The sequence below is a fragment of the Lacticaseibacillus sp. YLM2-1 genome, from assembly GCF_056583465.1.
In genome coordinates, this window is sequence record NZ_CM152617.1 from 142,253 (window position 1) to 156,738 (window position 14,486).

Sequence of the window (14,486 nt, forward strand, 5' to 3'; positions counted from 1 at the left end):
AGCTATCGAACCAATGACTGACTGTTGATCCTGTTGATAGCTGTTGTTAGTATCGCACCCGGATTTTGAAAGTTAGGAATACGAGACCCTGCTTTTAATCTTTGTTAGGAAAGGTAATCATATTAATGAAAATAGCAGCATTATATGATATTCACGGAAATTATCCTGCTTTGAAAGAGGTTTTAAAACAGGTAAAGAAACTGTCTCCAGACTTAGTTGTTTTGGGGGGTGATCTGATCGCTGGACCTATGCCTTTGGAAACGTTGTCGTTATTAAAGCGCGTTTCCACCACATTCAAAACTGTGGGAATTATGGGAAACAACGATCAAGATATCGTTGATATTTATGCAAAAAAAAGAGTTGGACTATCTAGAAAGGCAACCGAGCAATTGACTTGGATAGCAAATCAATTGAGCTATAAGCAAGTGTCTTTCCTAAGAAACTTACTTCCCAGTATTAGTATTGGAAATTATTTCTTTTGTCATGCTGTAAAAAATGATAACACCACTGTTTTTTCTCCACGACAAAATAAAGCCTACATAGAGGCTTTATTTAAAGGAGTTCAAGAATCGTATATTATTTGTGGACATACTCATATACAGTTTGAATTGTCCTTGCCTAATAAAAAGATTATCAACGCAGGCAGCATAGGCATGCCATTCTCAAACCAATTTGGCGCGCAATGGTTGTGGCTGGACGATAGCAGAGTTGAATATAAAAGAACCATTTTCAATCAACAAGCTGCAATACAATTGATTAGTCAGACTGAATACCCCTTCAAGAACGAATTTATTGCGAATAATCTTCGAAGTACAATATCCTTGAGTCAAGGATATAGCATCTTAAATACACTAATTCGCGCCCAAAATGCGCAACACGATTTAAGTTAATACGTAAAAGCATCTGGAATTATTTCTCAATTAAGCCGCTTGATGTTAAAGATCAGTGAGTATGAATTCCCTGTTAACCGCCTTAGTGAATTCGAAACAGATTGCCTAGGACTCTTTAAAGTCATGGGTAATGACTGAAAATACTATTGAGGAGTATTGTCTATGCAACTTGGCAGCTAAGCGGTGATTTTACCACAGAAATAACGTTCGGTGGCATCGAGATTGGACACGTATTACCAATAGTGTCCTTGGTTAAACAGATGTTGTGGATCATACTTTGTTATCAGTTTTCTTAGTTTGCGACCTGTTTCTTCCGGCCAAATACGTTGACTTTCTTCTATCGATAGATCACTTGAGTAGGAACTATAGACACCCGTCCCTAAATCTTGTAGTGGGCCAAAAACCTCCTTAGCATGAGGCTCTGTGTCCTTTTGCAACCACATAGCTAAGAATACTTTAGCTTTTCGATCATGCCATGCAGTTTCATCAGCATTAATGGTATTTAGCGGGCCGTCAATTGCTCTCATTTCGATACCAATGATTCCTGGAGAAACAAGTATTTTGCTGATAATATCGCCAATATTAGGATTCATGGCATCCAGTAAAATATTTTTTACGAAAACAGGTTGTTGTCCAGAATGCGGGATATGAGGAGCCTTGACCAATTCAGCATAGCTTTTTGTCTCTAATTGATGTTTATTCACTTCAGAAAGGCTTAGAGCTGATTTAAACAAGGCTTTCGCATCAGAATTTATAGAACCTGCCCAAAAATTACTAGCATTAATGTGAACAGTATTTCTATTCTCGGCAGTCAACATGAGATTGCTGCTCATTTTACTAGATGCGTGAGTTATCCAACTTTGCCATTGCTGAATGAACTTTGTCAAATTGCTCGTTTGGGATTCAATGGTTTGTACACTAAATGGTAGCGAAATATCGGATTTCTCTTCAACCAACTTACTTGCTTTAAAAGTGAACGCTGTCACCATTCCTAACTGTGAATTTCCACCTCGAATACCCCAAAAAAGATCAGGATACTTTTGATGACCAGTCACACGGATCTCACCATCAGCGGTTACTAGTCTAGCGCTGACAATATGATCGATTGTCAACCCTAGACGATGAACGAGTAAGCCAATGCCACCACCTGTGGCGAGTCCACCAACACCTGTATCACCAAAATCACCACTTGAGATGATTAAATTAAACGGACGTAAAGCCTCGGCAACATCTCCCCAGACTGCGCCTGCTTGAACCTGAACCAATCCCTGTTCCGCGTCAGTGACAGTAACGCTATTTAACTGTGAAATATCTAAAATGATACCGCCATCATTCACCGAAGCCATTGAAATGCCATGACCGCCGCTACGAAATGAAAACGGAATACTGTGGCTAACATTTTCTCTAATTTTTTTGACGTATTGAATGCTAGCAATGACATCACGCTCTGTCGTTGCCCTTAAGATTAGCTTTGGACGACCGGTGACAAAATAGTTTGAACACATAAGTTCATAGTCATCAGAAGTGGGATCGATTGCGATCTTCTTTAGTGCTACTGGTAACTTAGGCCACTTGGCGTTAACATCATTATTCATCAAATTCCTCCTAAAAATTTTTTCATGGTTGGTAACAATTGCTCTTACAGATGCTAAAAAATGATTCATCATCAGCGACAGTCGTCTATGTTAGAAAACGCCTTTATTAGGCTCTGCGGCTAAACATTCTCATTCTAGTATACTTTTTGACGAGAAGTGAAAAAAAGAGACATGAAGACTTCAAAAACATAAAAACTCTTACCCTAGCGTGAACGTTGACTTCACAAAAGATCTTGATGTTTGTTTATCAGCAGCATTTGAAGACCAACACCTTGAACCGCGATGAGAACGATGCTTACAGTAGAAAGATCAGGCTAAGCACAGACAGATCGCCAAGTAAGGATCAAAGAAATTTGTTCTGGTATACTAACCAGAGGGGGTAGAATGCCATGAAAATTGTACTGATCATTTGCATCGTCATCGCGATAGCTGCTGGGTATGTAGCGAATAAGAGGCGGCAAAGACAATGATAACAGCTTCAATTTCTTTGCTTGTCATACCTCAAGCTTCCGTGCTATACTCCATGACGGTGCCAAACCACGGTGAGTTCGTAACGATCGGCGCGTAAGCGTTCAGAAGGTCGAAGCGGCTCGCCATTTTTTTGTCTTCATTTGGTACAAATGTTGGTGGTGAAAGGCGGATCTGACGGACAAGAACAACCTTCTTGGCTGCTAAGAAGGTTGTCAGAAGCATAGATAAATGTATCAAGGCAAACACAAGCGCATTAATCCTGACGCTTACTATCCTGAGCCTTCATTTTCTGCATCTCCCGCTTTTGCTTACTTAATTTTGATTGCCGTCCGCCTTCCCACAGGCTAATCAAAGTCAAAAGACCAATAATGGGCATAGCAATATCTCTAAAAGAGAGTTGAAGCAAACCGTTTGCTAAAAAGTAGATGTCTGCCACAATAACCGCGATTGGCAGAATGGCACCTAGCAGTTTATTTTCAATGTAGCCAAAAAAGGTTTGAAGAGAAATGACGATGATGATGATCAGTGTTTCAATCATTGGTAGTCTCCTTGTATTTTTGAATGATTTCTTGGGCCAAGGCTAAATCGAGTTTGTCGTCAATGACCATCTGCATGATGCTAACCTGAAACTTGTTTTTCTGATCCAATTCGGCCGCTTTTAGCTTGCGAATGACGCGATCCAAACGCAGCCGGATGGTTGGGTAAGAGACCGAGTACTTTTCAGAAAGCTTCTTGAGTGAACCGGAAGATAAAACGAATTGTCTGACAAACTCCTGATCGTCCTCATCTAGCAACAAAATTGGATTCAATGTCACGACCAACCGCCCCCCAACTTTAACTTTGTTGATATAATTTTAACAAAATGAAAGCCGCGGGTTCCAATAAACAGCTTGGGAACGGACTGTTACTCATATACCACAACAAAAAACCACAGCCCATCTTCACAAGCGGCTGTGGCGAAATAAATTAGCATTTTGATATAAGCGGTGTTGGTAAGTTGCGTTTCAGGAGATTGGTTCTGTGTTTAAGTTTTTCGCTGACGAGCGGGCGGTTAGGGCTTCCCAATCGACTAATGGTTGTTGTACAACCGCGGCTAGGATCAGAATGAGCGACCATGTGAGGATCAGACTCATGGTGACATCACCGGTGAAATGGGCGAGGATGCGCACGCGGGTGTAGGCCATGACGGCGCCGTAAGCGAAGGTGAGCCAAAAGACCAGCCGCTGGCGTTTTGGCTTGTCACGATCGACGAACCATGTCAAAGTTAGCAAGGTCGCGGCGGTTTGGGTATGACCAGATGGGAAGCTCATGTGACCATTGGCGCCGTTTGGCTGGAACCAGCTTGTGAAGTGGGTCGGATTGCCGTTTAATTCATAAGGACGGAAGCGGCCCCAGAAAGTTTTCATGGCATTGACGATTTGGTCAGATAGCAGGCAGACCAAGGTGGCAACAACGGCCATTTTCAATAAGTAATGAAGCTGTTCATCGGTTTTGTGGGCGAGCCAGTACTGACTGCCAACGAACACGGCGAGGTAGAGAACGAGGAACAAAATGATACTGGTGGCACCCGGCAGTGTCAGCTTGCTGCCGTCAGAGTTAGCCATGCCCATTGGTTTGCCAGCGTTGATATCATTCAGCGAGGTGATCACCATGGTCATGGCATACTTGAGGTAGCCGGCCCAAAGTTCCCAACCAGCGTAGATGACACTACCGATCACCATTAAGGTGCGGGTATACCACGCCAGCTGTTGTGAACGAATAGCATAATAACAAACAATGTTGCAACTGAGCATGATGATCAACGGTGCGGTCCACAGCCCAACGTCTTGGAACAAAGTGGCGAATGGGTCGTTCATATCACCAATGGTTTGCGAGATTTGCCAGTCAAAACCAGCAGCGGCAGCTAACAATAAAAGCAGTACACCAGCAACGATCAAGAAAATATGTTTGCGAATCGGAGCATTCAATTTTTGCGTTTGGTCCATAGCCTTTCCCTCCTTAGACGCGTTCGCAGTCGCAGAAACTTCCGTGTAAGGACCTTGAAGCAAAAGGACCAAAAAGGCGGTCCTTTCACTTCAAGGCCACTGACACTTCAGTTTCTCAGCGCTCCTGCTCTCGCTCTTTGAAAATAGCACATAGTTTACAGAAAAGGTCGGGATTTACGGTACCTGTACGCAACATTTAAGTGGTCGATACGAAGTTTACAACTTATCAGCAAAATAAGGTTCATCTACCGTAACTTGACGCTGATCGAAATCGACCGTCGTTTGCAGGCCGTATGGCAGGACGGTTCGCGGATAGGCGTGGCCAAAATTCAGGTTGTACAGAATCGGCGTCTTGTATGGTTGGGTGATATCAAGCAGCACCTGCTGGTAAGCGTCAAAGTAAGTTTCATTTTGGGGCTTGCCAACGAGAATCGCCTTCACTTGTGCAAGAACGCCATGTTCATCAAGATGTTCTAAATAGGTGCGGTAAGTTGCGGGGGTTATTTTGTCTTCTGATGTTTCAATGAAAAGGATCTTGTTGGTCCAGTCTTGCGGGAAGAGCTGGTACTTTTTGGCCACTTCTGGTTCGTCCTGATAGCGAACCGGGTAGATTAAGTCGTGGAGACTATCGAGACAGCCACCAAGTAAGGTGCCAGTGACCCGGCCTTGACCCCGCAGCGCGAGGTAGCCATGCTGTTCTTTGTGTGATTTTCGCGGTACCCCTAACTGACTTTCTGAAAAGTCCGTGCGTTCGTCGTACCAAGTCGGGCTGGAACTAATCGCCGTTGTGGCCGGATTTTTGAAATAATGCTGAAAACTGGCGGCGGTGTACGGCAACATGCGCGTGTCTAATTCAGCTAGATCATTTAAAAAATTAGGCCCATAAAAGCTAGTCATGCTTAATTGATAAAACATGAGATGGTCAATGGTCGTGTCGGAAAAACCAGTGAATAGTTTGGGATGATCAGCGACTGCTTGCGTGAAAGCCGGATCATCTAGCAGGTAAGGGATGATTCGGTAAGTATCATCGCCGCCGATGGCACAGATGATACCTTTGATGCTCGGGTCAAGGAAAGCGGCTTTTAAATCTGCTGCGCGTGCTTCTGGATGGGCTTTGAGATAGGCTTGGCCGCGTAAGGCGTTTGGCATAAAGCACGGTTCCAGCTTCATGGCTTTCAATCGCTCAGTCCCAAGTTGAAGCTGATGGGCTGCAAAGCTTTCACCTAGTGTTCCGGCGCTGAGGCTGACAATGGCAACTTGATCATGTGGCTGTAATGCTTGCGGTTTTATCATAAAGATCTCCCTGCTTTCTCATACAATGCATTAATTATCTATTGAACATGCAGGAAACGCAAGCGGGCAAAAAGATGACACCATCGTCGTTCTAACCGTAAACCGGTTGCTTGTTTTTCCGGCTGGCAACCTGTTACGATCGAATAGAAGACCTATCAGGAAGTGTTGGTTAATTAAACTGTGCGATTTTTAACAAGACACAGTATCAGGGGGAAAGCGATATGTATACCATCCAAGCGACTGCCACGATTACTGGGCGTGGCACAGTGATCACGATTGCGCCTCCGGTTGAACGCATTCAGCCGGGCGATCCGATCCGCCTTAATGGCACGACAACAGGTAAAGTCTGTGCGATTGAGAAGCGGCAACATCCGCACCATACTGACGAAGTCCCGTGTCTCGGGTTGCTCGTCACGGCACCTGTCAAAGTCGGGGATACAATTGAGTTTCCGCAGTCGCCACGGTGGGTGTGAACTGTAGGCGATACGCGCTCCCAGTTGCAGAAATCTGCTCGTACTCAAAGAAAAAGTCGCTATCTGAATCGTCAACGGCATCACGTTGATTTCAGATAGCGACTTTTTATGGTTACTTTGAGCAAAATGAAGATATATTTTGGCCGTTGTGGCTTACTTCGTTAAGAGTCCAGCCTCGGTCATGCCGTCAGCGTAGAGCTTGAGCTTGCCGTTGACAATATCCATCACCAAATCGCCGTAGTCAACACCGTCTGCTTCGGCTTCTTGCGGCAACAGTGACAGTGGTGTCATCCCCGGCAGGTTGTTGGCTTCAATGACCCAAACACCTTTTTCGTTGGCGAAGAAGTCGATTCGGCCGTAATTTTGCAGGCCCAGAACATCCATCGTTTGGACGGCAACATCTTTCATAGCCTGATGGACATCTTCATCGAGATCCTTTGGCGGGGTGATGAAGTCGGTGTAGCCGGCTTGGAATTTATGCTTGAAATCATACCAACCAGAACGCACCTTGATTTCAATGGCCGAGTAAGCGTGGCCATTGACAACGCCTAACGAGAATTCGCGACCTGGGGTGAACTCTTCAACAATGGCACTGTTGTCGAAGCGGAAAACATCTTCAAGACCACTTTCGAGTTCTTCCTGATTATGAATAATATGTGTCCCAACGCTGGAACCGCCGGATGTTGGCTTGACAACAACTGGAAAATCAAACGGGACCGTTTGTTTTGGCCCTTGATCGCGCTTGAATTCCTTGAATCCTGAAGTCTGAATGCCATGATACAACATGACTTCCTTACTGAAAACCTTGTTCATGGTGATGCCTGAAGCCAGCGGGCCAGAGCCAGTATACTTGACCCCGTTGATGTCAAACACAGCCTGAACCTTACCGTTTTCGCCATCGCCACCATGCAAAGCGAGGAAAACAATGTCCGCTGCTTTGCAGATCGCCATAACATTGGGACCAAATAGCTGGGTGCTGCCATCTGGCCGTAACTTATTGATGTCTTCATCAGTCAGAATCGCATCTGAAATATTCAGATCCTTGCTGGTGTTGGCGTCATCAAAAACCTGTTCGACCGTCTTCCCTTCGAGGTCGTAGCCAAGAAACAGGTCAATAAAGGTGGCCTGCTGCCCTTTTTGCCGCAAGGCGTTCGTGATCCGGTAGCCGCTAGAAATGGACACATTGCGCTCCGTGCTCCGGCCGCCTGCTAAAACGACAATTTTCATGTGATAGTACCTCCGCGTATTATCCGAGTTTGATAGAAACCTCAGTTTAGCACAATCCGGGCTCATCGGCGATAAAGATGCTAAAAAATGGTGTAATATTAAGAAGGCTTTTAAACCCTCTGCCATGGTTGTGAACGCGCTTTCTCTAAACAGCGCAGATAAGGAGTCAAAGAATGCAATACACACGGTTAGCAATGCCCAATCACGCCTATTTTATCGTGGCCGATCAAGGGAAACTGGCCTTCGTCGGGTCACCGGATGCGCCGCTTAGCGAGGCGGCTGATTATGTCAGCGGTTCACTTGAATTTAATCAAGAAGAGATGTTGCCGTTTCAAAACGCCATTGATGATTATCTTACTGGCAAGGCGCAAACCATCACAGTACAGGTGACTTACCATGGGACACCGCTGCAAGAAGCCGTTTGGCAGTATCTGCAGACGATTCCTTATGGAGAGACCCGAACGTACGCACAGGTGGCAGCCGCAGTCGGTCATCCGCATGCCTTCCAAGCAGTCGGCTCTGCGGTCGGGAAGAATCCCGTTATGATCGCTGTGCCTTGTCATCGCGTCCTGCGCAAAGATGGTGGTTTGGGTGGCTTTCGTGGCGGTTTGCCAATGAAGCGCGACTTGTTGGCACTTGAACAAGGGCAGCGGCCCATTTTTTAAAGATGCTTTTTCACAGAGGCATCTTGTATACTGGTGAGTGGACAAATTGGAAAGGAAGTTTAACACATGAAGATTATTGCTTACGGTGCACGCGTTGACGAGATTCAATATTTCAAGCAATGGGCCAAGGATACAGGCAACACACTTGAATACCATACAGAATTTCTCGATGAAAACACCGTTGAATGGGCTAAAGGGTTTGATGGCATCAATTCATTGCAGACAACGCCATATGCAGCCGGCGTTTTTGAAAAAATGCACGCGTATGGTATCAAGTTCCTGACGATTCGGAATGTGGGTACGGATAACATTGATATGACTGCCATGAAGCAATACGGCATTCGTTTGAGCAATGTACCGGCTTATTCGCCAGCAGCGATTGCTGAATTTGCTTTGACCGATACTTTGTACTTGCTACGTAATATGGGTAAAGTACAGGCGCAACTACAGGCGGGCGATTATGAAAAAGCGGGCACCTTCATCGGTAAGGAACTCGGTCAACAAACCGTTGGCGTGATGGGCACCGGTCATATTGGGCAGGTTGCTATCAAACTGTTCAAAGGCTTTGGCGCCAAAGTGATTGCTTACGATCCTTATCCAATGAAGGGCGATCACCCAGATTTTGACTATGTCAGCCTTGAAGACCTCTTTAAGCAAAGTGATATCATTGATCTTCATGTTCCTGGGATTGAACAAAATACCCACATTATCAATGAAGCAGCATTTGATTTGATGAAACCGGGTGCGATTGTGATCAACACGGCTCGGCCAAATCTGATTGACACGCAAGCCATGCTCAGCAATCTTAAGTCTGGCAAGTTGGCCGGTGTCGGGATTGACACCTATGAATACGAAACCGAGGACTTGTTGAATCTCGCCAAGCACGGTAGCTTCAAGGATCCGTTGTGGGATGAGCTGTTGGGGATGCCAAATGTTGTCCTCAGCCCGCACATTGCCTACTACACCGAGACGGCTGTGCATAATATGGTTTACTTCTCACTACAACATCTCGTTGATTTCTTGACCAAAGGCGAAACCAGCACGGAAGTTACTGGTCCAGCAAAGTAGTCAACTGAATAGCAAAACGTGCCCTGCCTATTGACGAATACGTTAATGGCAGAGCACGTTTTTTAATATTGGGATTGATTGCTTAAAAAATCGAATTGCCACGAATTGCCATGATATAAACGAACAAGGCAGCGCCATTGACGAACAAGGAGACGGCAATGATTGAAAAACGAATGGTGTACGGTCTGGCGCCTATGTCAGGATCATAAAAGCGTGAACGGCGTTTGCCACGGTAAGAGAAGAAAAAGCCTGCCAGAATAACGACAATGATGCTCTCAACAATCGTGAGCAACCAAAAAACCGGTTGCGTTGTACTGGCAGTGACCAGAAAGTACCCGCCAAGAGCGATAAGATCGAGCAGGATCGAAATGAGAACCATCGTAAATTCCTCCTTTAAAGTGAGCGTGAGCCAACGCGGGTGGAACCGAAGTGTAAGTGGCCTTGGGCGTGATGACCGTTCTTTGGTCATTGCGACGAAGGTCCTTACACGCAGGTTTCAGCGCTGGCGAGCGCGTTATGGCGAGCGTATCGCGAGTGGGACTAAGACTTGGGATGTAAAGGCTGAGCCGTCAGTTTTGTGAGTACCTGAATGGTAGTTTGAACATCTTGTGGATCAAGGGTATGAAGTACAGAGGCGAGTTGAGCATTTGTGTGATGATGCATTTGCTGATGTAAGGCAGCGACTTGTTGACCAAGCGGAGTTAGTGCAACAATGTAGGCCTTGCGATTGTCGGGCAAGGATAATTTTGTCAGCAAGTTTAATTGAACAAGGCGAGCAACATAGCGTGAGACTAGGCCTTGTGAGAACGGAACAGCAGCGGTTAAATCCTGATTGCGCAGTTGTTTGCGACTGCTTTGATCCAGCGTTGTGAGTAACGTCAATTGGGCATGATTAAACCGAACTGTTTGCATTTGCCGGCGAGTTTCAGAGGGTAAAGTTGCCAGCCAACGATCAAAAAGCACTTGCCACGCTTGCTCATCAGCAGCTCGAGTATGGGCATTGAGCAAGCGAATGGCTTGTTGTAATTGGGTGAAATCAGCGGCCATAAGTGCCTCCTTTTAATTACAGGTAATATATTTTGACAACAGAAGATTGTGGGGCTACACTCTAGAATATATTACAGGTAATTAAATTTCAAGAAACTAGGTGGTCCTTTGAAAGCAGCAATTGTAACTCATTTAGACCAAGCCCCCATTTATGGGGATTTTCCAGCACCGAAGCCAGCGCCTAAGCAGGTATTGATCACAGTTTTGGCCAGCAGTGTGAATCAACGTGTTCGTTCGCAGGCGGATGGGTCCCATTATACCCAAACCCCTGAGCTCCCATTTATTCCCGGACTCGATGGCGTTGGTCGCACCAGTGATGGGCAACTGGTTTATTTTCTAACACGCGATCCAAAATTCGGCGCTTTAGCTGAGCAAACAGTGACGCAGCAACAGCTAATGTTTCCACTGCCGGAAGATGCTGATCCTGCGCAAATTGCCGCGAGTGTGAATCCGGCAATGGCAGGCTGGATGGCCTTGCGCGTCAAAGCTGGGCAGGTTGTTGGCAAGCGGGTTCTTGTTCTGGGTGCAACGGGGGCGGCCGGAACTGCCGCTGTTCAAATTGCTAAAACAATGGGCGCTGCACATGTGGCGGGGGTTGGTCGAAATCGTGACAAGTTGGCGGCCTTAAGCGATCTTGGTGCTGATACGACAGTGCAGCTTGGTGACACTGCTGCCTTGGCGGCTTTACCGCCAGCCGACATTGTGCTTGATTTTCTATGGGGCGCACCCAGCGCAACCGTGATGATGACACTGCTAAAAGCGCGGCGTGATCATGCTGCCAAGTTGATTTGGATTGAGATTGGTGGTGCCGCTGGGCCAACATTGTCCTTGCCGGCCGCTGCTTTGCGCAGTACCGGATTAACGTTGGTCGGCAGTGGCCAAGGCAGTCTGACATTGGCTGACTATCAACGGGAATTGCCCGCTTTATTCACGGCTTTAGCCGCCGGAAAGTTTGTGACACCGACAACTGTCCTGCCACTCAGTCAGGTGCATGATCACTGGCAAGATCGCGGTGCGGCTCGACTCGTGTTCCAACCTTAGCCCATGCAAAAGGCGTTCTCGTTTGTGAGAACGCCTTTTGTCATGATCGTGGTTTTCATGATTCCGAAAAACGCATTAAGTGAAGCGTTCAGGATGCACATTGCACAGTGACTTAACGAATCAGTTAAAAGAATAAGGTCAGGCAGGTAAGGGCACCGGGAATTGCTTGCACAAAGTAGATCTTTTTGCTAACGGTCGCGCCGCCGTATAGACCCACGACGGTGACAAAGCCGGTTAACAGCCGCAAGGTAATCAATTGATCAGTGCCGTGCAGCAGTATTAGGCTGAGCAACATGACAACAGCGAGAGCACCGTTATAGATGCCTTGATTTTTCAATGCAATTTGAGCATTGGGTTGTTTAACAAAAGCAAGCGGCATGCTGAAGTTTTCGGCCTGACTTTCTGGTTTGCCGAACATTTCCAAAGCCATGATCGTCAAATGCAATAAACCGAGCAAGCCGACAAGTAAAGTGCTGATAAGTGACACGGTGTCACCTCCGTTTCTTTCTAAACGAAACTGGTTCCCGGTTTTTCTAAACGCGTTCGCAGGCACAGAAACCTGCACATAAGGACCTTCAACATAAATGACCAAAGCCCGGCCATTTATGTTGGAGGCCGCTTATGCTCCGGTTTCTAACCGTGTCAGCTCACGCTCTGTGATTAGATGAACGGTCGGAATTGGGCTAAGGCAAATCCAGCGACTGTCACCAATACTAACGCTGCAAGGGTGCTCCACACAATCGGTTTGCTCAGGCGATGGTCCTTTTTGCCGGCGAAGGCGATCTCGATTAAGCCGATGAGGCCAATTGCGATTAGAATTTTAACCACCGTCAACAACGGATTGCGCGCAAAAGCAAAGCGCATCAAGACAATGCCGCTCACAATGGAAACAAGATAACAAACGCGGGTGATCATCGTCCATAACAGAAACTGGCGAGTCTTGCTAAAAAGAGCGATCCCCGCTGCAATGATTAGAACTGCCCATGAAACAAGATGCATCCAGAGCCACATAAAAATGACCTTCTTTCTGTAAATGAATGTTGTAGTCTCATCATACCGCTTTCCGAAAAGCCTGACGAGCGTGTTTAAAATTAGGGAAAACACGAACATTAATCATAAAAAAAAGAAAAATAAACGTATTTTATATTGCAACTGCCGTCAGTCTCGGGTACACTTTTCATATTCACAGTTTAGGGGAGCGTGTCATGGAAAACTTTTTTCATTTGAAAGACAATAAGACCACGCCAATGACCGAGGTCATGGCAGGTCTAACCACATTTTTTGCAATGTCATATATTTTATTCGTTAATCCCCAAGTCCTATCACAGACGGGGATGCCGGCTCAGGCCGTTTTCTTGGCAACGATCATTGCCAGTGCGGTCGGAACGCTGGTCATGGGTCTTTTCGCTAATGTGCCGTACGCGTTGGCACCAGGCATGGGACTCAATGCTTTCTTCACTTATACGGTTGTTTTCGCGCTGGGATTCAGTTGGCAAGAAGCCTTGGCGCTGGTCTTCATTTGTGGCGTGATCAACATTTTAATCACTGTCACCAAAATTCGGAAATTAATCATTGTCGCGATTCCAGAAACCATCCAGCATGCGATTGGCGGTGGGATCGGGGTCTTCGTGGCTTACATTGGGATCAAGAACGCCGGCTTCTTACAATTTACTTCTGAAGCTTCCAGCATTAACACCATCAACGGCCAACCGTTGAAGGCGGGCGCACTGACGCTCAAACATGGGGTTGAATCGGTTGTTTCCAACGGTGGCATTGTGCCGGCACTGGTTAACTTCACCCAAGCAGGTGCTTTGCTGGCCCTGATTGGTTTGATCATCATGGTTATTCTGAACGTCAAAAAAGTTCCCGGCGCAATTCTGATCGGGATTCTGCTGACGACCATCATTGGGATTCCAATGGGCGTGACCAACTTGCATCTGAGCGCTGCAAATTCCTTTAGCAGCACTTTTGCATCATTGCAGACAACCTTTGGCGCCGCTTTTTCCGCTAAGGGGATGGGATCGTTATTTACCAGCCCAGACAAAATTGCCCTGTCAATCATGACCATTTTTGCTTTCAGTTTCTCCGACATTTTCGACACATTGGGAACCTTCATAGGCACAGGCCGGCGCACCGGGATTTTCTCGGATGCTGACGAACGTGCTCTGGAACAAGGTTCAGGCTTCTCGTCTAAAATGGATCGCGCCCTGTTTGCAGATTCAATTGCGACAGGTGTTGGCTCCATCTTCGGTACCAGTAACGTCACGACCTATGTTGAAAGTGCTGCCGGCATCGGTGCTGGTGGCCGAACTGGGCTGACTTCGGTTGTCGTTGCCGGCATGTTCCTGCTCAGCTCAGTCTTTGCACCATTCATCGCCATTGTACCGACCCAAGCTTTGGCACCTGCCTTGATCTTGGTCGGGATCATGATGATGAGCACCTTCAAGGAAATCGAATGGGAAGATCTTTCCCAAGCCGTTCCGGCCTTCATGGCATCCATCGTCATGGGCTTTGTCTACAACATCTCATACGGGATCGCGGCAGGCTTCATTTTCTATTGCCTGATCAAGCTGATCACCGGCAAGGTTAAGGAAATCCACCCAGTTTTGGCAATTGTCACAATCGGGTTCATTCTGAACTTCGTGATTCTGGCATCGCTGTAACACACAACTAACCGCTGTCTTTTAAAAGAAGCTGAAACAGACACTGCCACTGCGCTGTAACCAAACGC

Annotated in this window: 17 protein-coding genes; 6 read left to right on the top strand and 11 right to left on the bottom strand. The window is 46.5% G+C overall.

Annotation, left to right across the window (positions count from 1 at the left end; genetic code table 11):
* The first annotated feature begins 125 nt into the window (after positions 1–125).
* A complete protein-coding gene (locus AC07KQ_RS00685) occupies positions 126–890 on the top strand; it encodes a metallophosphoesterase family protein (protein WP_003562739.1) in 765 nt (254 codons plus the stop codon).
* A 233-nt stretch (positions 891–1,123) separates the two neighbouring features.
* Here the strand turns inward: AC07KQ_RS00685 and AC07KQ_RS00690 are convergent, their stop codons facing one another.
* From AC07KQ_RS00690 to AC07KQ_RS00715, 6 genes are all read right to left on the bottom strand, one after another.
* Positions 1,124–2,485, bottom strand: coding sequence for an FAD-binding oxidoreductase (locus tag AC07KQ_RS00690; protein ID WP_289420683.1), 1,362 nt, complete (start codon positions 2,483–2,485; stop codon positions 1,124–1,126).
* A 501-nt stretch (positions 2,486–2,986) separates the two neighbouring features.
* Positions 2,987–3,202 carry a hypothetical protein gene (locus AC07KQ_RS00695; protein ID WP_013245354.1) on the bottom strand — a complete coding sequence of 72 codons (216 nt, stop codon included), beginning with the start codon at positions 3,200–3,202 and terminating at the stop codon, positions 2,987–2,989.
* A 7-nt stretch (positions 3,203–3,209) separates the two neighbouring features.
* The gene (locus AC07KQ_RS00700; RefSeq protein WP_003562743.1) at positions 3,210–3,494 is read right to left on the bottom strand and encodes a hypothetical protein; all 285 of its coding nucleotides are present in this window, start codon (positions 3,492–3,494) and stop codon (positions 3,210–3,212) included.
* The gene (locus AC07KQ_RS00705; protein ID WP_003577349.1) at positions 3,487–3,771 is read right to left on the bottom strand and encodes a DUF2089 family protein; all 285 of its coding nucleotides are present in this window, start codon (positions 3,769–3,771) and stop codon (positions 3,487–3,489) included. Before AC07KQ_RS00705 ends, AC07KQ_RS00700 begins: the two co-directional genes overlap by 8 nt.
* A gap of 189 nt (positions 3,772–3,960) precedes the next feature.
* Positions 3,961–4,941, bottom strand: a complete 981-nt coding sequence (locus AC07KQ_RS00710) for a phosphatase PAP2 family protein (RefSeq protein WP_003562748.1) — start codon at positions 4,939–4,941, stop codon at positions 3,961–3,963.
* 216 nt (positions 4,942–5,157) lie between these two features.
* Positions 5,158–6,234, bottom strand: a complete 1,077-nt coding sequence (locus AC07KQ_RS00715; RefSeq protein WP_003562750.1) for a S66 family peptidase — start codon at positions 6,232–6,234, stop codon at positions 5,158–5,160.
* A 221-nt stretch (positions 6,235–6,455) separates the two neighbouring features.
* On the opposite strand from AC07KQ_RS00715, the gene AC07KQ_RS00720 reads away from it, so the two are divergent.
* Entirely contained in the window at positions 6,456–6,707 is a 252-nt protein-coding gene (locus tag AC07KQ_RS00720) for a hypothetical protein (RefSeq protein ID WP_003562754.1), read from the top strand.
* Between the two features lie 153 nt (positions 6,708–6,860).
* On the opposite strand, the gene AC07KQ_RS00725 is transcribed toward AC07KQ_RS00720, so the two are convergent.
* Positions 6,861–7,934 carry a D-alanine--D-alanine ligase family protein gene (locus AC07KQ_RS00725; RefSeq protein WP_003562759.1) on the bottom strand — a complete coding sequence of 358 codons (1,074 nt, stop codon included), beginning with the start codon at positions 7,932–7,934 and terminating at the stop codon, positions 6,861–6,863.
* 173 nt (positions 7,935–8,107) lie between these two features.
* On the opposite strand from AC07KQ_RS00725, the gene AC07KQ_RS00730 reads away from it, so the two are divergent.
* Together AC07KQ_RS00730 and AC07KQ_RS00735 are read left to right on the top strand one after the other, a co-directional pair.
* On the top strand, positions 8,108–8,599 hold the full coding sequence (locus AC07KQ_RS00730; protein WP_013245355.1) for a methylated-DNA--[protein]-cysteine S-methyltransferase: 492 nt from the start codon (positions 8,108–8,110) through the stop codon (positions 8,597–8,599).
* A 66-nt stretch (positions 8,600–8,665) separates the two neighbouring features.
* Positions 8,666–9,667, top strand: a complete 1,002-nt coding sequence (locus AC07KQ_RS00735) for a D-2-hydroxyisocaproate dehydrogenase (RefSeq protein ID WP_003562764.1) — start codon at positions 8,666–8,668, stop codon at positions 9,665–9,667.
* An 82-nt stretch (positions 9,668–9,749) separates the two neighbouring features.
* On the opposite strand, the gene AC07KQ_RS00740 is transcribed toward AC07KQ_RS00735, so the two are convergent.
* Positions 9,750–10,046: a hypothetical protein gene (locus AC07KQ_RS00740; protein WP_003562766.1), complete on the bottom strand. Its 297-nt coding sequence runs from the start codon at positions 10,044–10,046 to the stop codon at positions 9,750–9,752.
* Between the two features lie 161 nt (positions 10,047–10,207).
* Complete coding sequence (locus AC07KQ_RS00745) at positions 10,208–10,714, bottom strand: MarR family winged helix-turn-helix transcriptional regulator (protein WP_003562768.1); 507 nt, start codon at positions 10,712–10,714, stop codon at positions 10,208–10,210.
* Positions 10,715–10,822: 108 nt separating this feature from the next.
* On the opposite strand from AC07KQ_RS00745, the gene AC07KQ_RS00750 reads away from it, so the two are divergent.
* The gene (locus AC07KQ_RS00750; protein WP_003562770.1) at positions 10,823–11,755 is read left to right on the top strand and encodes a quinone oxidoreductase family protein; all 933 of its coding nucleotides are present in this window, start codon (positions 10,823–10,825) and stop codon (positions 11,753–11,755) included.
* Positions 11,756–11,879: 124 nt separating this feature from the next.
* On the opposite strand, the gene AC07KQ_RS00755 is transcribed toward AC07KQ_RS00750, so the two are convergent.
* Together AC07KQ_RS00755 and AC07KQ_RS00760 are read right to left on the bottom strand one after the other, a co-directional pair.
* Complete coding sequence (locus AC07KQ_RS00755) at positions 11,880–12,242, bottom strand: DUF1304 domain-containing protein (RefSeq protein WP_003562772.1); 363 nt, start codon at positions 12,240–12,242, stop codon at positions 11,880–11,882.
* 173 nt (positions 12,243–12,415) lie between these two features.
* Complete coding sequence (locus AC07KQ_RS00760; RefSeq protein ID WP_003562774.1) at positions 12,416–12,766, bottom strand: YisL family protein; 351 nt, start codon at positions 12,764–12,766, stop codon at positions 12,416–12,418.
* Positions 12,767–12,960: 194 nt separating this feature from the next.
* Between AC07KQ_RS00760 and AC07KQ_RS00765 the strand changes: the two genes are divergently transcribed.
* Positions 12,961–14,418, top strand: coding sequence for an NCS2 family permease (locus AC07KQ_RS00765; RefSeq protein WP_003562776.1), 1,458 nt, complete (start codon positions 12,961–12,963; stop codon positions 14,416–14,418).
* Positions 14,419–14,486 lie beyond the last annotated feature (68 nt).